Raw genomic sequence first — 17,667 nt, 5'->3', positions numbered from 1 at the left:
ACGTCCAGACCAACGTATTTCACTGCCTCCGTCATGACTCGTCTCCGCTGCTGACAAATCCATCATCAGCATCTCAGATTCGAGCCTCCAAGGCTCCGGCAGTCATGGGGTCTAAGCACCAACAGGCCCGCTCGGATGTCGGGATACACCTGTTTTTCGTATAGCGATGAGATGGCAAGCTCTGGCCAATTCCAGGATGACCAGTTTCGGACCGAATATTCAGTAAGCCGGCGTTCCCCGACGCGCCGCTCAAGGAATGCTATCCGCCAGCACGCGGCTGGCTGAATGAACTTGTCACGTCAGCCGGGCCGACCATCCACTGCAAACCGGGATAGCCCCACCACAATGATAATTTCCTGTCACAATTTGGCTGCATAGGCGCTCGGCACCATTTATCGACCGATCGGCACAAGATTGATCTCGCGCACCCGAACGCCGAACGCTTCGGCCAACCCGGTCCAGATTCACGTCCGATACGGAATTGCGCATTTCGGTAAGAGCATGCTGTGGCAGTCCAGCGCCCTGCTGTTCCTATATTATCTGACTGAAATATGTGGCCTTTCTCCTAAGCTCGCTGGCATGGCGATAGGCGCGACGCTGCTTCTGAGCGCGGTCGCCGATGGGCTGGTCGGTGCGTGGCTGGGGAGGACCGCCTCATCGAGCGCAAGCGCCAAGCGGCAGCAATTGATCGGCATCGCCTGCACAAGCGCCGCCTTTGCGGCTTTCTGCCTGTCGGGACTGGTGGAAGCGTCCCTGCGCGCGAGTTTCGTGATCGCAACGCTGATCGCCTTTCGCCTGCTATATGCCATGGCGGACGTTCCGCAGAATGCGTTGCTGTCCCTTTTCGACGTGTCGAATGAAGTCCGGGCCAAACTCGTCGGCGTGCGGCTTGCGCTTGGCGGGGTGGCGACGATTGTCGTCACTGGGCTTGCCGGCCCGCTGTTGATCAACCAGCAGGCCAAGGGTTCCACCCTATTCGCCCTGTTGGGGCTGAGCATCGCGATCATTGCCACGGCGAGCGCCTATTGGCTCGCCCGCTGCCCGCAAGAAAGCGGGGACGCAAGCTGCCTGGGGCATGGCGCGACCGGGCGGACTCATGGCGCGCCCCATCCCGTGCCGATGCTGTTCCCCGTCGCAGCGCTGATGGTCATGGCATTCGGGATCAGCCTGTCGACCGCCATTTTCGAACGGCTGGAAGCCTATCTTGCGGCATATGGGATGCGCGGCGCAACGAGTTGGTCCTTGATGACCCTGATCTCCATCGGCAATCTGATGGCCCAGTTTTTGTGGATCGGCATCCATCGCCGCCTTGGCTCGATGAACGGCATGCTGCTCGCAGCTTTCGCCCAAATTCTCGCCGCGCTCGGTTTCGGCCTGTTCGCGCGAGGTCAGCCGGCTATGGCCGCTGCCGTGAGCATCGGTTGCGGCATCGCCTTCGGCGCTATCAACGCAATGCTGTGGACGCTGTTGGCCCAGGTCGCATCGTCCGGGATCGTGACGCTTCGCTTCGCGACGTTCACGGCCGTATCCAAAACAGCCCAGGCGCTTGCCGCCTTTTTGCTGGGCTACATGCTCGATGCCAACAGCATGGCGACACTGGCGGCGCCCTTGTCGCCCTTATCGCTGGCCATGGTCGGTGCGCCGATAGTGGGGGCGCTGGTCTGCATGGTCATCGTGGCGTGCGTCAGGGCCGGCAGCGCCACCATATCCGCCTCGACATCCGTCCGCTCGCCCGGTACCAGCGCTGGCCAATGGCGATGAAGACAGGCGTGCAGGCAATCAGGGGCGGTGCCGGTTCCGGCGAAGAGGCAGGCCCGATGCAGCCCGTTACGGATGACCCTGGCGAAGGCGGCAGGCCCAGCCCCGAAACACCCGGCGATCGCTTGATCCTGAGCCTGATCCAGCGTCATGCCGATGCCACGCGTTCGGATCTGACAAAAGCGTCATGCCTGACGCAGCAGTCGGTGTCGCGGATCGTCGATCGCCTGGTCCGGCGCGATCTGGTGGGAATCGGCAGCAGCGTTCGCAATGGACGCGGGCAGCCCAGCCCGATCATTCGCATCAATCCCGATGCCGCCTTTTCGCTGGGTCTGTCCGTCACCGCCGACGGGGTTGCGCTGACGGCCCTGGATCTGGCCGGAGGCGTGATTGCGGAGGATATCTCAACGATCGATTCGCCCACGCCTGCCGATGTGATCGTCTTGATCCGGCGCTTCATCGCAGCGCGGGCCGCGCAGGGCCTCGACACGGCGAGGCTGGCCGGATTGGGGATCGGGATAACCGGCTATTTCGTTGGCGATGGCAGCCAAGTCAATCCGCCGGCCCTTGATGACTGGGCCTTTGTCGAGCTCGACCGGATTTTTCGCGACGCGCTCCATATGCCTGTATGGGTGGAAAATGATGGCACGGCCGCTGCTGTAGGGGAATCCTTGCTCGGATACGGCCGTGAGGTGGATGATTTCGCCTATCTGCATTTTGCGACAGGCTTTGGCGGCGGAATGATCCGCAACGGTCAGCCGATGCGCGGCGTGAATGGCAATGCCGGCGAGTTCGGTGGCATGTTGCCGCCGGAATATCTATCGCCCTCGCTTGGCAATCTGATGCGCATGGTCAACGACGCGGAAGGGTTGTCCTATCGGACGCTGCGCCAGTTCCTCGCCGATTTCGAGTTGGATTGGGCAGGGGTTTCGGCTTGGCTGGAACAGGCCGGACGGTCGCTCACGATGATCGTTAATGGCATTCATGCGGCGGTCGATCCCGGCATGATCGTTCTGGGCGGACGCCTGCCTGAAGCACTGGCCGCGCCCCTTATCGATCGGATACGCCTATATAGTCCCGAACGGCGCGGGTTCCAGCGCAAGGCTCCGGAGCTTCGGTTCGCCGCTTCGCCACGCGATCCGGTAGCGATCGGCGCGGCCACCCTTCCGCTGCGGGCTTTGTACTTCTGACGCTGCGGCTTGAAGTGCAATTCGGGCATTGTGCAGGTATGGTATATTAAATCATCAATGAAAACAGTGATATATTCGAGATAATATTATCACGCTGCAAGTGTGGAATGTCATAAATTCTACGCACGGAGAGTGGTATTGCGCCGCAACATCGGATCGGTTGCAGGGGCAAGCCATGAACCATAATATACGCATGAATTTTTATCGCAGCGTCGGGCTGCTCGCGCTTGGCGCGGCTTCGATGGCGCATGCGCAATCATCGCCGTCGCCGGAGCCGTCGGAAACCGCGAAGGCCGACGAAATCGTCGTGACCGGTGAGCGTTACGCGAACCGCGCGGCGATCCGCGCCAAGCGCGACAATCCGCGCATTGCCGACGTCGTGTCGGCATCCGAAGTGGGGTCATTACCCGATTTCGGCTTTGGCGAAGCCATGCGGCGCATTCCCGGCATTTCGCTGGTCCAGAACAACCAGCGCGGCGAGGACCAGTTTGTCGGCATTCGCGGCCTGAATTCGGCCTATACGTCGATCGTCCGTGATGGCATCGTCCTGCCTTCCACCGAAGTCGGGCGGCGCAGCGTCTCGCTCGACGTGTTGCCTTCGACCGCCGCCACCCAGATCACGGTCACGAAATCGCTGACGCCCGATATGGACGGCAATGCGATTGGCGGGCAGATCAATTATCAGACGCCCAGCGCCTTCGATCACAAGGATCTGTTCGGCTCGATCAGGGTGGATTATGGCGACTATCAAAATGGGCGCAACTACAGCAGCCACACGCCTTCGGGCAGGATCGACGCCTTAATCACCACCCGCTTTGGTAGCGACAAGCAGTTCGGACTGGCTCTGGGGGGCAGCTATTTCCGGCGCGATTCCTCGTCAACGGACCCGACGGCGGCCAGCTATGGCTATTATGATCCCACAACGGGCGCACGCCTAGCCCTCAGCGCGCCGAATCTGTCCACCGCCAACCGCGCCCCGCTGCGGCGTGACTACTATGTCTATGACAATCTTCGCGATCGGTTGGGCGCGTTCGCCAAGCTGGAGTTCAACAATCACAATGGTGTCGCGGCGAGCATCTCGGCGGCTCAGTTCACGCACAAGAACAAGGAGGACCGCAACGACAATGTTCTCGCCATTTCGGGCAATCACAGCAATGTTACCGCCACCAGCGGGACCGCGCAGTCCGGCACCGGCACCGTTCAATATGACAGATATTTCCAGCGCCGCCAGATCCGCTATGTCACCGGCACGCTCGATCTGTCGCCGACCGACCGGGATGCAATCAACCTGCGCGCGAGCTACGGCATCGGCACATTCAGCAGCGCCAATGTGGAAAGCATCTATACCAGCGGCAGCGCATCGAGCCTGTTCGGCTATGACTATGCCTATAATGACCAGAACTTCCCGATCCTGACGGCGCGCAACGCCGCCGCCGCCGAACCGGCCCGCTACCGGCAGACGCTTTACGGTTACGGCCTGAACCGCAACAAGGAAAAGGCCACAACCGTTGGGCTGGACTATGGCCACAACATGTCCGGCCGAGGATTGGGGATCAAGGCCGGCGTACAGGCCCGGCTGCTCGACCGAGCCTATGATCACAGCGAAAGCTATTATCAGCCCGTCTCCAGCGCGGTGGCGCCGCTGCTGAGCACGCAAGTCCGCGCCAACAGCTTCTCCCCGTTCCTGGACCCGGCCTATACAATGCTGCTGGTCGATCAGAACGCGGCGGAAGCCTATTTCCAAGCGAACAAGGCCAATTATGCCCTGACCGCCGCGACGGCGGACAATAATATCGCCGGCAATTACGGCGTGAAGGAGAATATCTATGCCGGCTATGCGATGGCGGCCTGGCACGGCGACCGGTTGCGGGTGATTGCGGGCGTCCGCTATGAACTGACCGATTTCGAAAGCTCGTCCTTGACGCGCTCCTCTTTCGTCTCGCCCGCAACCTACACGCCGGCCCGGCACAGCAGCAGCTACGGCAATGTCCTGCCCTCGTTCAATGCGAGCTACGACCTGACCGACACCGTCAAGGTGCGGGCGGCCTATGCCCGGGCCATCGGCCGTCCCAATTATGACGATCTGGCAACGCCCGCCACAATCACGCGGACACCCGCCGGATATTCGGTCGCGCAGGGCAATTCCGACCTCAAGGCCCGGCAGGCGGACAATTACGACCTGTCGCTTGAATGGTATTTCGCCCAGGACAGCATCTTTTCGGTCGCGCTGTTCCGCAAGGACATCAGCAATGAAATCTTCGATTCCGTGTCAGAGGACACCCTCGATCTAGCCGGCGTGCCGACGCTGGTGTCGGTCAGGCAGGCCCGCAACCTCGACAAGTCGCGGGTCGAGGGCCTCGAACTCGGGCTGACGGTCTCCACTCTTGGCGCGGTGTCCCCGCTGTTCAAGGGACTTGGCTTTTCGACCAACGTCACCCTGCTCAAGACCAATCCCACCAGCATCCGCATGAACGACGGCAGCTATCGTCAACTTGGTTCGCTGCTGGAACAGGCCAAGACCGTTTTCAACGCCAGCCTGTTCTACAGCACCGGGCGTTTCAGCGCGAAAGCCGCCTATAATTACACCGGCCGCCAGTTGTCGGTGGTCGGTACCGATTTCGCGGCCAATGATCGCTTTCTCGGCGCGGCGAACATCGTCGATCTTCAGGCATCCTATCGCCTGACGCGCAATCTCAACTTCATCGTCACCGCAAAGAATGTCGGGAACGATCGCCCGACGCGCTATTTCGGCCCGGGCGGCGCCGTCATCAGAGACATTATCGACAATGGCCGCTCGTTCTTCGCCGGCGCATCCTACAAATTTTGACGGAGACAGCGAAATGCATAAATCCTTCTTCACCGCGTCGGTGATCGGCGCGGCCCTGGTTGCCAGCCAGCCGGTCCAGGCGCATCGCTCCGACGCCATCTGGACCGCGCTCAATGCGGCGCCCGGAGCACGCTCCTTTGTCGCCGCGCATCGCGGCGTCCATGGCGAAGTCCCGGAAAACTCGATCCCGGCCCTTCGTCACGCGATCCGGCTGGGCGTCGATGTCGTGGAAATCGATGTCCGCTTCACCAGTGACAATATTGCCGTGTTGATGCACGATTCCGATGTGGCTCGAACGACGAACGGCCAAGGTCACGTCGAAAGTATGACATTTGCCCAGATCGAACAGCTGCGCCTGCTCGATCCCGACGGCAAGCCCAGCCGGTATCGCGTGCCGACACTGGAATCGGCCCTGCGCACCGCCCGGGACCGCATCGTGGTCGATCTGCACCTCAAGGTCGACCGCGCATCGGAGGTTGCCGCGATCCTGCGCCAAACCGGCATGCGGCATGCGCTCTTCTACGCCGACGACCCCCGCTGGCTGGAAAACATGCAAGCCGCATGGCAGGGCGGGGCGACGCTGCGACTGGCCCGCACGGCTGTCGAACTCGACGACTATGTCAGCATTTCGAAGCCTCGTTTCGTGCATCTGGAGCCAGCCTATCTCACATCCGCGCTGGTCGCCGGGCTCGACCAACGGGGTGTCAGAGGCATGGTCAATGTCCTCGGCGCGACCGACAAGGCCGCCGCGGGCGATGACGGCGCGAGCTACGATAGCGTGATCGAGACCGGCGTCACCATTATCCAGACGGATCGTCCGCAAAGCCTGATTGCCCGCATGGCGAGGCTCGGGCGACATCAGACGATCCGCTGAGAAGTACGCGGCATTCCGGAGCAATTGTCATGACAAAGGCCAAGACCCTTCGCCTTTGCGGAATCATTCTTTCCGCGTCGCTCTTTGCAGGCGGCGGCGGGGCATCCGTCAATTCCGCGCAGCCGCTCCGGCAACGTCTGGCGGACGCCGGCGCCGGCGTGATGGTCGTCGCCCATCGCGGCTGTCATGCCGCCGCGCCGCGCCACGGCCTTCCCTCCGCGCCGGAGAATTCGTTGCAGGCGCTGGACCATTGCATCGCCATGGGCGTGGACATGATGGAAACCGACGTCCGTCGAACTCGCGACGGTCATCTGGTCATGATGCATGATGCGAAGGTCGATCGGACCACCGATGGCAGCGGCAATGTTAGCGACATGACCTTGGCCGAGATCAAGGGGCTGCATTTGCGCGCGGACTTGGGCGGCGCGACCGCCGCCCTGACCGATCAGCGCGTGCCCACCCTGACCGAAATGCTGCGGTACGGCGGAGGACGCATCCTGTTCAATCTCGACATACAGGAAGCGATCTATGGCGAAGTCATAGACGAGGCGGTGCGTGGCGGCTTCGCGCAGGATGTGCTTCTCAAGACCCGGGTCGGACCTGCCAGTCAGGCTCTGGCATCCATTCCCCCTTATGATCGCGTCCCCTTCATGCCGATCCTGACCAAGGTGACGGGCACGCCGGATGAAATCGTCGCCCAGGCCCGCCGGCAGCTTTCCGCACGCCGTCGCCCGGTCAGTTTCGGCACGCCGCAACTGGGTTGCCCGGCCCTGACGGCCCTGGCGCATCTGGCGCGCAAGGGCGGTGTGCGCCTTTGGACCAATAGCCTTCAGGAGGGCTATTACCGCGACGGTCCGGGCGGAGGCGATGCGCAGGCCCTAGTGGATCCTGACCGGGTCTGGGGACGCCTGATCCGCGCCGGCTTCTCCATGATCCAAACCGATCAACCCGAAGCCCTCAAGGATTTCGCAGCCCGTTATCCAAATGGACGCGCGACACGCATTGAATGTCGGTAGTTTGGGCGTGAATGGGTTTGGTCAATATCTGGTGAGGCGGGCCATGTAGGAGCGTTCGGGTATAACTCTACCGCTTTCGTCGAGCTGACGATTGCGCGTCGTGCAACGTCTCGTGCCAAAGCGTTCCGCACCGCTCGCACTTGTTGAGAAAGGTGGGACCGTTCTCGGATACGGCAACTTGGTGAAAACGGTCGAACGGCGCGTGGTAGCCAGTTCGGCAAGCGTCACAGAGGCGGTCGATCACCTGCTCAATCTGCCATCTTCCCTCTCCATTTCACACCGCTTTTCGCCGCTCGCGCCCGGCACGCCGGCTCCCCAAATCCCAATCCTTTGCGAGCCAACCTAGCCGGGCAGCCTCGAGCCTTTTTCAACAGCCCCGGCCGTTTTGCGAACGCCTAGCCCCTGCTTCCGTTCAATTGCAGTGCGAACATGGATACCCACGACACCCTTGACGATTGCCAAGCTTGCCGACGTAGGGCGCCATCGAATAAACAACAATATATTTGCATATATCTGCTCTATATAGCATAAAGCGTTTCTGAGTAGCATATTTAACGGGTGATACCCGATTCAGGATATCAGATGGAGCATTTTTCAGCGGTTCAAAGCCTATGCAGGATAGGCCTTGAGGGTGGCGAATTCCGCTTTCGGCGACAGGTCGAACGGCTGCGGGACCGTCTAAGGAAGGCGGGAGAGGAGCGAGAGGCTGAAGCCTTGGCTGGCCTTCTCGACAGCGCAGGCAGCGAAGCGACGCTGTCCCCGAGTGTCGTCGAGGTATCGCGCAGCCTCGTCACCGGCGATCTCCTGACCGCCAATGTACATCCGCCGGTCGATCGGGAAACCAGCGTGCCGCTCGCCGAGATCGTGCTGGACCCCGGCAAAGGCGGGCAGACCCCCATTTATGGTGAGACGCTCGAACTGGCCCTGCAGGGAATGGTATCGGAGTGGCAGCGTTCCGCTGCCCTCCGGTCGATGGGCGTCGAGCCGTCACGCTCGTGCCTGTTTTATGGCCCGCCCGGCACGGGCAAGACCCTGACAGCCTTCAGGCTGGCAGCGCGTTTGGGGCTGCCGGTGCTCAACGCGCGGATTGATGGCTTGGTAAGCTCGTTTCTCGGGACCACCGCCCGTAACATCGCCAATCTGTTTGACTTCGCTAACCGTTATCAGTGTGTCCTGATCCTCGACGAGTTCGATGCCTTGGCGAAAATGCGCGACGATCCGCACGAACTTGGCGAACTCAAGCGCGTAGTGAACACGCTGTTGCAAAATCTGGACGCCCGCGCTGAGCGAGGGCTGACGATCGCCATCACCAATCACGACGGCCTGCTCGACCCGGCGGTATGGCGGCGGTTCGAGAACCATATCCGCATCGGCCTGCCCGACGCGCCTACACGGTTGTCGATGCTGCGTGAGTTTCTCGGCTCGCTGGCGCTGGGCGAAGACGTACTCAAGACGCTCAGCTTCATCGCAGGCGCGCGCTCGGGTTCGGATCTCAAAACATTCAGCGATGGCGTGAGGCGCCGCCTCGCACTGGACGGCGGCGAGGTCACGCCGGCCGCGATCGTCAACGCAACCCGGTCGGTACTTCCGCGCCTCGGCCTCGACGCTGACGACATGGAGCCGGCCCGCTTGTTCATGCACGATCAAGCCAGCTTCATCGGCGCCGTCCTCCACGCCGATCTCGGCGTGCGCCAAGACAGCCTCGCCCAGATGTTCCAGTGCAGCCAGAGCAAGATTTCGCGCTGGTCGGCGGAGTGGGAGAACCGTCACCGTGCAGCGGCCGGGGAGGCGTAAATGGCGAATAACCCCGTCCAGATCGTTCTCAACGACGAGTCTTATATCCGCGCGCCGGATGCGGGCCGGGCCGGGCCCGACAAAGACTTCTTCGCCGGCAACGATGCCGGCTTCGCGAAGCACAAAGCCGCCATGCTGGGCCGCCTTGATGGCATCGACAAGGCACTGGCTGGCTCCCCATTCGGTCCGCTGGCCTATGTTCGCGTGCGCATGCGGACAGAAGCTATCGCCAAGTCATATCGGCCTAATCGCAGCCTGTTCCTGCGCGATCAGTTCCCCTGCGTCGGAGCGGGGGCGCCTGGCGAGCTGTTTTTCCGGCTGCCGCGCCATCACATTCATCGCCTGCGAAACCGTTTCGAGATGGCGGAACTGCACGGCGAAGAACGCGTCAGCCGCAACGGTCACGCCTATCACTATGTGACGCGCGCGCGTTCCGAATTGGGCGCGATCGAGGAAATAGAGATAGCGCCGCCTGACACCAAGCGCGGCTTTTCCGCCGCACAGGCGGTGCAGGCGCTGCTGCAACCATCGGCAGCAAGCGGCTACGTCGTTGAGCTGTTTGAGCAACGACCTTTGGAGGTCGTGACCGGCGATGACGTGCTAGGCCTACGCTTCAGCTTCCAGACGTTGCAACGAGAGATCGCCGCGCTCGGACAGGGGATGTATGCGGCGCTACTACCCAGTCCGGGCGGGGTGCCGTCGCTGGAGGTGCTGGTCACCGATGCGAAGCGGAATCCGCTGATTGAAGACCGACGGGCTGTGCAAGGCGAATTGTCTCTGGAACCGGCCAGCGCCAACATTGACCGCGACGTGTCGCGCCACGAAGACGTGCTCAACACGCTTGCAGCGCATCCGCTGGTCCGCCGCATCCGCTTTCCGGTCATGCTGGAAACGTCCAGCCCGACCGCCGTGCCTACATCGACACCATTCGCCATCCCGGCGCGGGTCGAGGGGGCAACCTACCCGAAGGTCGGTGTAATCGACACCGGCACCTGCGCCGTATTGAATGGCTGGGTGCGGCACCGGCACGATTTCCTCGATGAGGATCAGTACGACCCGGTTCACGGCACACTGGTATCCGGCATCCTGATCGGCGCTCGCGGTGCCAACACTGCCGAGATCGGCCGGGAGGTGGACGGTTGCGACATCATCGATATTCCCTTGATGCCGGCCGGGCGCTTTCTGGACGTTTACGGCCCGCGCGGGTTCGAGGCGTTCCTTGAGGAATTGGAAGCCGCGATCATGGACGCACGCCGCGATCACGGAGTGCGCATCTTCAACATGTCACTGAACATCACGTCGCCGGTCGAGCAGAACCTCTACAGCGTCTATGCTGCCCGGCTCGACGAGATACAGGACCGCCACGGCGTCGTCATAGTCAATTCAGCCGGCAACCTCAGCGGCGCGGAATGGCGCTCGCCGTGGCCGCGTACTCCGCGACAGGCGCTACAGGCACTTGCGGCACGGACATCGCCGGACACGATCTTCATGCCCTGCGAGAGCGTCCGCGCGGTGGCGGTAGGCGCTCTCAACCCACCAGACAGCTCGCACATTCAAGGCGCACCGGCGACCTATACACGGCGCGGACCGGGATTGAGGGTCGGCGTAAAGCCCGATCTCGCCCATTATGGCGGAACAGGCGATGCGGCGCTGCCCGACAGCACCGCGCTCGGTAGCTGCGGCCTAGACGGCATGCGCCGCGAAACGCGTGGCACCAGCTTCGCGGCACCTCTGGTAGCCAAAACGTTGGCGAGCCTCGACGCGATCACCGGTGAGCGACTGGATGTTCGCACCTTGCGGGCGTTTGCTGTTCATAACGCCGACATGCCGCAATGCCTTCAGAACCGATCGCTGCGCGACGTCGCCCGCCAGTTCGTCGGCTTCGGCCAACCATCCGACGCGGCGAGCATGCTGGAGACGGACGAACACGCTATCACGCTCGTCTTCGAGAGCAGGCTGACGGTCGGCGAGCGCCGCGCCGCTATCCTCCGCTTTCCGTTCGCGTGGCCAGCCTCGCTCGTCGAGCCCGCGACCCGTGCCTGCCGTGGCAAGGTGAAGATGACGCTGGTTTACGATCCGCCGATTGACCAAGCGTTCGGAACTGAGTTCGTTCGCGTCAACCTCGACGCCAAGCTGCGCCAGCGCCAGCCAACCGACCGGCAGGACGGCGAGCCGAGCTGGAACGACCAGATCGAGCAGGGCTTTCTGCCGCGTTCGGCAGGCATGACACCGCCCGAACGGGCACTTATCGCCCACGGTCTCAAATGGTGGCCGACCAAGCGCTACCAGAAGAATTTCGGCGATGGCATCGGATCGAGCACCGAATGGCAGCTCCAGGTTGAAAGCATCGTACGGGCGGAGGCCGAGTTTCCACCAGAGGGAGTGCCGTTCTCGCTCATCCTGACCATTGAGGACCCGGACCGTACCCGCCCAATTTTCCAAGAGCTACGGCGCCAGTTGGTTAACAGCCGGGTAGACCTGCACGATGTTCGCACCGCCGTTCGACTCCGCGCCCGACGTTAAGCGGCTGACCGTGCGGATTAAGAACTGATCAAGACGGCGGGCGAAGCGGGGGAGGGCCGTGCCGCTCCTAGCACGGTTGTTTCCCAAGCCTGATCCGATTGCATTTAGCGAGCACTACACTTGCGACTGGATCATACCATCATCACAGCAAAGATTAGAATGGGCTTTTTGCGCGTTTAGATTCATTCAAAGACAGTACGGAAGTCATAGGACCGCACCACCCGGCCCGAGTTAAGCTTCTCTTTTGCATATGCGGCTCGGTCGGCCCAAATTTGCCGAGCGTGCACCAAATTGCGCGCGAACCGCTCCATTAAATCCTGCGTTACAGGGAAGCGCTCGATGAGATCGACGGTAACATGGAACCCATCACCGTAGGTGCGCCAGTAGTCGTAGAACAACGCAGAAGAGAGAATTTGAAGGATGATGCCGCGCTCGTCCTCTGACGCTGCCTTAATTGGGATGCTACCCGGCCCCGGCATGTCGATGTCGCGAATACCGATATAGTTACGCGCGACCCCGCCTACCGCGAACACCGGGCGTCCAATTTTGGAGAGCATGGCACGTAAAGGCCGAGCGCCCTTCGCGCTCTCCATGTAGCTAGACAAAGCATCAGATGCTGGCCGGGGTAGCTGCCCGGTCTGGTCGCTGTCCTGGATAGGCCGGAAATCGGGAACGCTCGATAACACCGCCCCGCGTTCACGTGCGGACCAGCTAAGGAGAGCCGACGCCTCCCTCACGTCCGGATCGGGGCCGCCTAAATTGAGGATCGTGCAACGCTGGCTGTTGGCCCGGTTCGTGTTCGTGCTGTCGGGCTTGCCGGCTTTGAATAGGCAATCTGGAATGTTGTCGTAGCTGGATGCGCTGATCCCCATCCGCGCGTTTCGGATCATATCCCGAAGCGCGGCATAGTCGCGGCTGAAGCAAACCGACAGCGGCAGGATCAAGCTAACGCCCTTCACCGATCGATATTGCAGCATTGCCGCCACGAAATCGGCGTAGAGGTTGCGCCAGCTATGCCCCCGCGGGTTGGTGATGAAGGGAGGGTTGCCGACGAAAACGGCATTCTCGATGTGGGTGGTTTTTGTCCATTCTAGGAAGTCGTTCTGTGACGGCCCAACGCCAACGAAGCGAACCCCCACCGCGGCTTCGATTTGACGCATCTGCTCGGCGAAGAAGCGCAGCGCGGATAGGTTTATGTCGATGACGTGAAAGCGGAGGCTTCCCAGGCTATCCGGCGTAGCACCAAGCGACGCGGCTTTCCGCAGAAAGCTGAAAACGAACATTCCGGAGCCGGCTGACGGCTCTACCAGGTCGTTGCTCGACGTGAAGGCTAAGAGCGACGCCAGGTCACTGATCCGATGGTGGCGGAAGAACAGGTCCCAGAAATGCCCCGCTACGTCGGAGGGCGTATAGTAGGAACCACTTGCCTTTCGCTGCTCGGCCGGCGCATGCGCACCCTGGCGCGAGAGTTCCAGTTCCGCCTCCTCGGCCGCTATGATCGCTCGGTCAATCGCCTGCGTCCAATCGCTGCTGCCAGCGTGGCGCAATTTTCGTGGAAGGGAAGCGGGAGCACTCATTGCATCACCCTAGCTCTGCGCCTCTCGTTCATCAAAGCAGATGATAACCTGCCACGTGTTCTGCATTTGTTCAATGGCGTATGCCATCCGTTCATCCCGTCTGCACAACAGACCGAACCCGCTCGATATCGAGCGGCATCCCATCCGCGTAGCGTTCAAGAGCCTTCAGCCCAGACAGTCGTTTCACCGCGACCGTCGTCTCGGGCAACCCAGCTAGATCGACCTGGCCGTCCGACCAGAAGCCCGCCTCGTGCTCGGGCCCTGGAACCACGAATATATTGTAGGTCCGATCCAGGCCGCGATCGCGTGCCGCGCCGGCAAGGCAGCGCTGATACCAAAGCTGCTTGGCGACGTCGTTCACGCCAGGCTGGCCGCGAAGATGGGGCGGCATGGAAAGCCGGTAATATTTCGCATCCGCGATCAGCAGGTGCTCACCCGCGGCGTCCCTGATGCGGGTCACAATGTCCGGCTCGAAGGTATCCGCCGCCTGTTCCTGGCCCTCAGTCGATCGCCACGTCGGACGCGGTATGTGAGCCTGCCATTGCTCGCGCTCGTTGCCGAGCGCCAGCGCGCACACCTTCTCCCAAACGTCGTAGAAGGAGGTGGTGCCGTAGAGCGCGAGGTTGATGCTCTCGGCCTTGTCGATCGCGGTCAACCACGCGAGCAGCATGGGCAGAAGCTGCATGGCCCGATCGGAGAAGGCGTCCCGCCTCTCCTGCCGGATGCGAGCCTGGCTCAAGGCGAGCGGTGGCATATTGCCGAAGGGCTCGAACGGCTCGTGGTCGAGGTTTAGCGGAGCATAGCCTAGGAGGTGGCCGAACGCCTGGGCGGCGTCCTCCACGATCTGCCGGTGCAAGCGACTGACGAAATAGTCCCGGTCCCTCGTCGCCGATCGCGTCACGGTGTCCACATAGACCGGCCGCCCTGACGACAGCACGGGTGTCATGCGCTCGATCGTCCGCCGCCAGCTTACTTGACCGGACCCGCTGACCTCCTCGCGGTCGCGAAGCCGCCTATAGATGCCTGCATTGAGATAGTCGCGGATGAGCCAGTCGGCGAGCGCAAGCGCGTTCAGGTCGGTGTTGGTCGCTGTGGGTTCAAGAAAGGGGGCCTCTTCACGGCGTTGCGGTTGCCACTTGGCGTAGCGGCGCAACGCGCGGATGACCTGACGCATCGTGGTTGCGACGTTGACGGACGAGGCCGGGAGGATCTTCGGCAGAACCTGGAAGCTTCGCCCGCCGGCGACCGCGACGCCAACGAACCGCACGCGCAACGCGCCGTCCTTGTCTGGGGCAAGCACGCCATTCTGGAGGAGCGCGCTCCTGATCTCCGCATCGGGGAACAGCTCCGCCACCCGACCGGACGGCAATACCTCCTCCTCGGTGAGAAGCTCAGCCTCCTTGGTCGACCGCACCGAAATCTATCCCATCGGCAAAGATCGCCTCGCCCCGCCCATAAGCCTCGGCGAGCGCGCCGTAGCTAAGCGATACGCCTTTAAACAGCGCCTCAGGATTATGCCGGACCACATCGTCACGGAGGTACAGGAGCAGCTTGTTTGTAAAGGCCTGCCCGCTCGCCAGTTCGTCCTGCCGCATGAAGAACGGACCGAGCAACCGGTCCTCGGGCACGTCCCGCTTGCGGAGATGGTCGTTGATTGCCGCCCTGAAAGCATTCCAAGGCACGCTTCCTCCAAGGAAGGCGAGGTGGATCATCCACCCGGCAGTCACCGCCTCAGACGCATTCAGGGGCACATACTCAAACGTCCAGCGCCGTTTAAACGCCGCGTCCAAGGGCATGACGCCTTGGTCGGCGCTGTTCATGGTAGCCCATAAGTAGAGGTTCGCCGGGAGCCGCACGGACGGGGATAGGTCGTGCGAGCGGAGGTAGTCGCGTGCCTCGGTCGGCATCACCACCGGGAACTTGCCGACGCCTTTATTGTCACGGTCCAGGAGCTGGAACACCTCGCCGAACACGGCAGGTGCATTCGCTCGATTCAACTCCTCGATGACCAGAACGAACCGATGATCCGGGTTCTTCAATGCGCGGACCAGAAGCCGGAGAAAGGGACCGGGCACGAAAGCGTAGTCGATCAACGGCTCATGCTTGCCAGCATCTGTCTTCTTGTCGGCCGCTAACAGAGCATTCGGCCCTTCGCGGTAGATCGGCACTGGCCGGTAGGCTCCAACGAGCTGGCCATAGGTGTAGTCTGGGTGGAACGTTACCCGCTCATGCAGCGCGTCGTTGCCGAAGTGTTCGTTCACCTCGCTGTCGAGCCGATGGCTCTTTCCGGTGCCGGGAGCACCATAGAGAATACGATTGCGCGGAAGGTCGGCGGGAACCGTGTTAGGCGGCAAATCCAGCTTGTCAGCCGGCTCGCCTGCGCTCTCGGCCGTGACCTCCTCCGGCTCGCCATCCAGCGACTTCTTGATGAGGCTTTGGTCCACAACTACGCGGTCATGCAGATCGCGCATGTTCTCGACGTAATAGGGAAGGAGATCCGGTTGAAAGCAGCAAACCAAGCGATCCTTGCCATCAATCGCCTGCCCGAAGCCATTCCGCATTGCGTCGGCCACTGCCGGAAGCTTCACGTAACAACTGCTTGTAGGCTTGTGATCTTGGTAAGCGTTCGCATCCCAAGCGGATATCACCGTCTTGCCGTCTCGAATGTACATACCGAGAAGTAGGCATCGCTCCTCCCCGGTATTTGGAAGTTCAAACTCCCGCTTGTGAATAGAATAATCGTAGTTAAACTGTATCCTTTTTTCTTCCAGATTAGTCCGATGAGCAAAGGCGAAGTTTGGAAATACAAAAGCATTCACTTTGTATTTCTTATCACCGCACGAAACTTGCATCACGGTGAGGCGCTTTTGTTCGTCTGACGCCATATTGATCACGGTCCACCCGCGATCTTCAAATCCTGCGCGAAGCACAGCTTCGCGCTGCGGCATGGTCGGATGAGGTGGATCAACGTCATTGACCATGCGCCCGTCCGCGGTCGCCTGCTTGCTGGTCTTCGCCATGCTACAGGCTCTCGATGAGGTGGCGAACCATTGCCTCACCCAACAAGCACGGCACCGCGTTTCCTATCTGCTTCTGCACGGATCGCCGCTTGCCGACAAATTTATAATCCTTCGGGAAGGTCTGGATGCCCGCGATCTCCGGCACTCGAAGTCGGCGGCTGCTCCAGTGGAAGGGGCCAACCCACGGTCCAGGTTGCGCAGCAATCGTGATGGACGGCTCATCAGGATGCAACTTTTGCAAGAAATTCCAGAAGCGCCCACCGGCACGAAACGTGCGGCCGGTGTACCCCTCTAAGTGGGCTAGGGCCATGTAGTTACGCCCCGGCGGCACGTGCGCCAGTTCATGCGCATAAGTGCCTGCCGTGGTTATCTCGCTAGGCTCGAAATACTTCTTGGTGTCGAAGCCCTTGATGAACTTTTTCACTCCCTCATACGGCTTCAAGCCATCCAGTTCGGGCGTGGCGGAATGCGTCGGCTTAGGGGCCGGCGGGGCAGCCCGCCCATACTTGCGAACACCAAAGATGAAAACGCGCTTCCGCTTCTGCGGAACACCGTAATCCGCAGAGTTCGCTCGGTAGAGTGTGCAGCGATAGCCAAGTGCTGCGGCCATCTCAAGAAATGCCTCAACAACGTGCTTGTTAGTAGGATGAAGAAGACTCTCTACGTTCTCGAACAGAAAGCCCGTGGGCTTAGCCTCTTCGACCGCACGCAGGAACTCTGAAAGCATGTTTCTAGGATCATGCTCAATTAGTCTATTTTCGTTCTTAACCCAGTATCCATTTTTTGAGAATGGTTGGCAGGGGGGGCCACCAATTATAATCTTGGGGCCGCGCGCACTTTGATGTTCAAGAAAACTCAAACTTGCGATGTCGCCGTGGTCAACTCGCAGGTCAGGGAAGTTTGCGCGCAGCGTCGCGACAGAGTCGTCATCTATTTCTACGCAACGGATTACGCGAGCACCGGCCTGCTTTGCGCCGATATCTAGTCCGCCAGCCCCAGAAAATAGTCCAATACAATCAACCACTTATCGCAAACCTTCTACGCATTCTGGCCGTATCGCGGCGATGGCGATAGCCCCTGTAGCCTTA

Annotated in this window: 11 protein-coding genes; 7 read left to right on the top strand and 4 right to left on the bottom strand. The window is 61.2% G+C overall.

Annotated elements, in window-relative coordinates:
- Positions 1 to 414: 414 nt before the first annotated feature.
- The 7 genes from ACP690_RS17270 to ACP690_RS17240 all read left to right on the top strand — a co-directional run bounded on the left by ACP690_RS17270 (position 415) and on the right by ACP690_RS17240 (position 11,982).
- The gene (locus ACP690_RS17270) at positions 415 to 1,761 is read left to right on the top strand and encodes an MFS transporter (protein WP_426256711.1); all 1,347 of its coding nucleotides are present in this window, start codon (positions 415 to 417) and stop codon (positions 1,759 to 1,761) included.
- On the top strand, positions 1,758 to 2,948 hold the full coding sequence (locus ACP690_RS17265) for an ROK family transcriptional regulator (protein WP_426256710.1): 1,191 nt from the start codon (positions 1,758 to 1,760) through the stop codon (positions 2,946 to 2,948). Before ACP690_RS17270 ends, ACP690_RS17265 begins: the two co-directional genes overlap by 4 nt.
- A 175-nt stretch (positions 2,949 to 3,123) precedes the next feature.
- Positions 3,124 to 5,775, top strand: coding sequence for a TonB-dependent receptor (locus ACP690_RS17260; protein WP_426261788.1), 2,652 nt, complete (start codon positions 3,124 to 3,126; stop codon positions 5,773 to 5,775).
- A 13-nt stretch (positions 5,776 to 5,788) separates the two neighbouring features.
- Complete coding sequence (locus ACP690_RS17255) at positions 5,789 to 6,649, top strand: glycerophosphodiester phosphodiesterase family protein (protein ID WP_426261789.1); 861 nt, start codon at positions 5,789 to 5,791, stop codon at positions 6,647 to 6,649.
- A gap of 29 nt (positions 6,650 to 6,678) precedes the next feature.
- Positions 6,679 to 7,665 carry a glycerophosphodiester phosphodiesterase family protein gene (locus ACP690_RS17250; protein WP_426261790.1) on the top strand — a complete coding sequence of 329 codons (987 nt, stop codon included), beginning with the start codon at positions 6,679 to 6,681 and terminating at the stop codon, positions 7,663 to 7,665.
- Between the two features lie 714 nt (positions 7,666 to 8,379).
- Complete coding sequence (locus ACP690_RS17245) at positions 8,380 to 9,459, top strand: AAA family ATPase (protein WP_426261791.1); 1,080 nt, start codon at positions 8,380 to 8,382, stop codon at positions 9,457 to 9,459.
- Entirely contained in the window at positions 9,460 to 11,982 is a 2,523-nt protein-coding gene (locus ACP690_RS17240; protein ID WP_426261792.1) for a S8 family peptidase, read from the top strand.
- A gap of 182 nt (positions 11,983 to 12,164) precedes the next feature.
- Here the strand turns inward: ACP690_RS17240 and ACP690_RS17235 are convergent, their stop codons facing one another.
- The 4 genes from ACP690_RS17235 to ACP690_RS17220 all read right to left on the bottom strand — a co-directional run bounded on the left by ACP690_RS17235 (position 12,165) and on the right by ACP690_RS17220 (position 17,603).
- Positions 12,165 to 13,559: a hypothetical protein gene (locus ACP690_RS17235; protein WP_426261793.1), complete on the bottom strand. Its 1,395-nt coding sequence runs from the start codon at positions 13,557 to 13,559 to the stop codon at positions 12,165 to 12,167.
- A 91-nt stretch (positions 13,560 to 13,650) separates the two neighbouring features.
- Positions 13,651 to 14,973, bottom strand: coding sequence for an LlaJI family restriction endonuclease (locus tag ACP690_RS17230; protein ID WP_426261794.1), 1,323 nt, complete (start codon positions 14,971 to 14,973; stop codon positions 13,651 to 13,653).
- Positions 14,951 to 16,579 (bottom strand): AAA family ATPase, encoded by a 1,629-nt coding sequence (locus ACP690_RS17225; protein WP_426261795.1) that lies wholly within the window; start codon positions 16,577 to 16,579, stop codon positions 14,951 to 14,953. Before ACP690_RS17225 ends, ACP690_RS17230 begins: the two co-directional genes overlap by 23 nt.
- Position 16,580: 1 nt before the next feature.
- The gene (locus ACP690_RS17220; protein ID WP_426261796.1) at positions 16,581 to 17,603 is read right to left on the bottom strand and encodes a DNA cytosine methyltransferase; all 1,023 of its coding nucleotides are present in this window, start codon (positions 17,601 to 17,603) and stop codon (positions 16,581 to 16,583) included.
- Positions 17,604 to 17,667 lie beyond the last annotated feature (64 nt).

The sequence above is a fragment of the Sphingomonas sp. DC4900 genome (assembly GCF_049896485.1).
Taxonomy (GTDB): Bacteria; Pseudomonadota; Alphaproteobacteria; order Sphingomonadales; family Sphingomonadaceae; genus Sphingomonas; species Sphingomonas aquatilis.
This window is presented reverse-complemented; position numbering and strand designations above follow the sequence as displayed.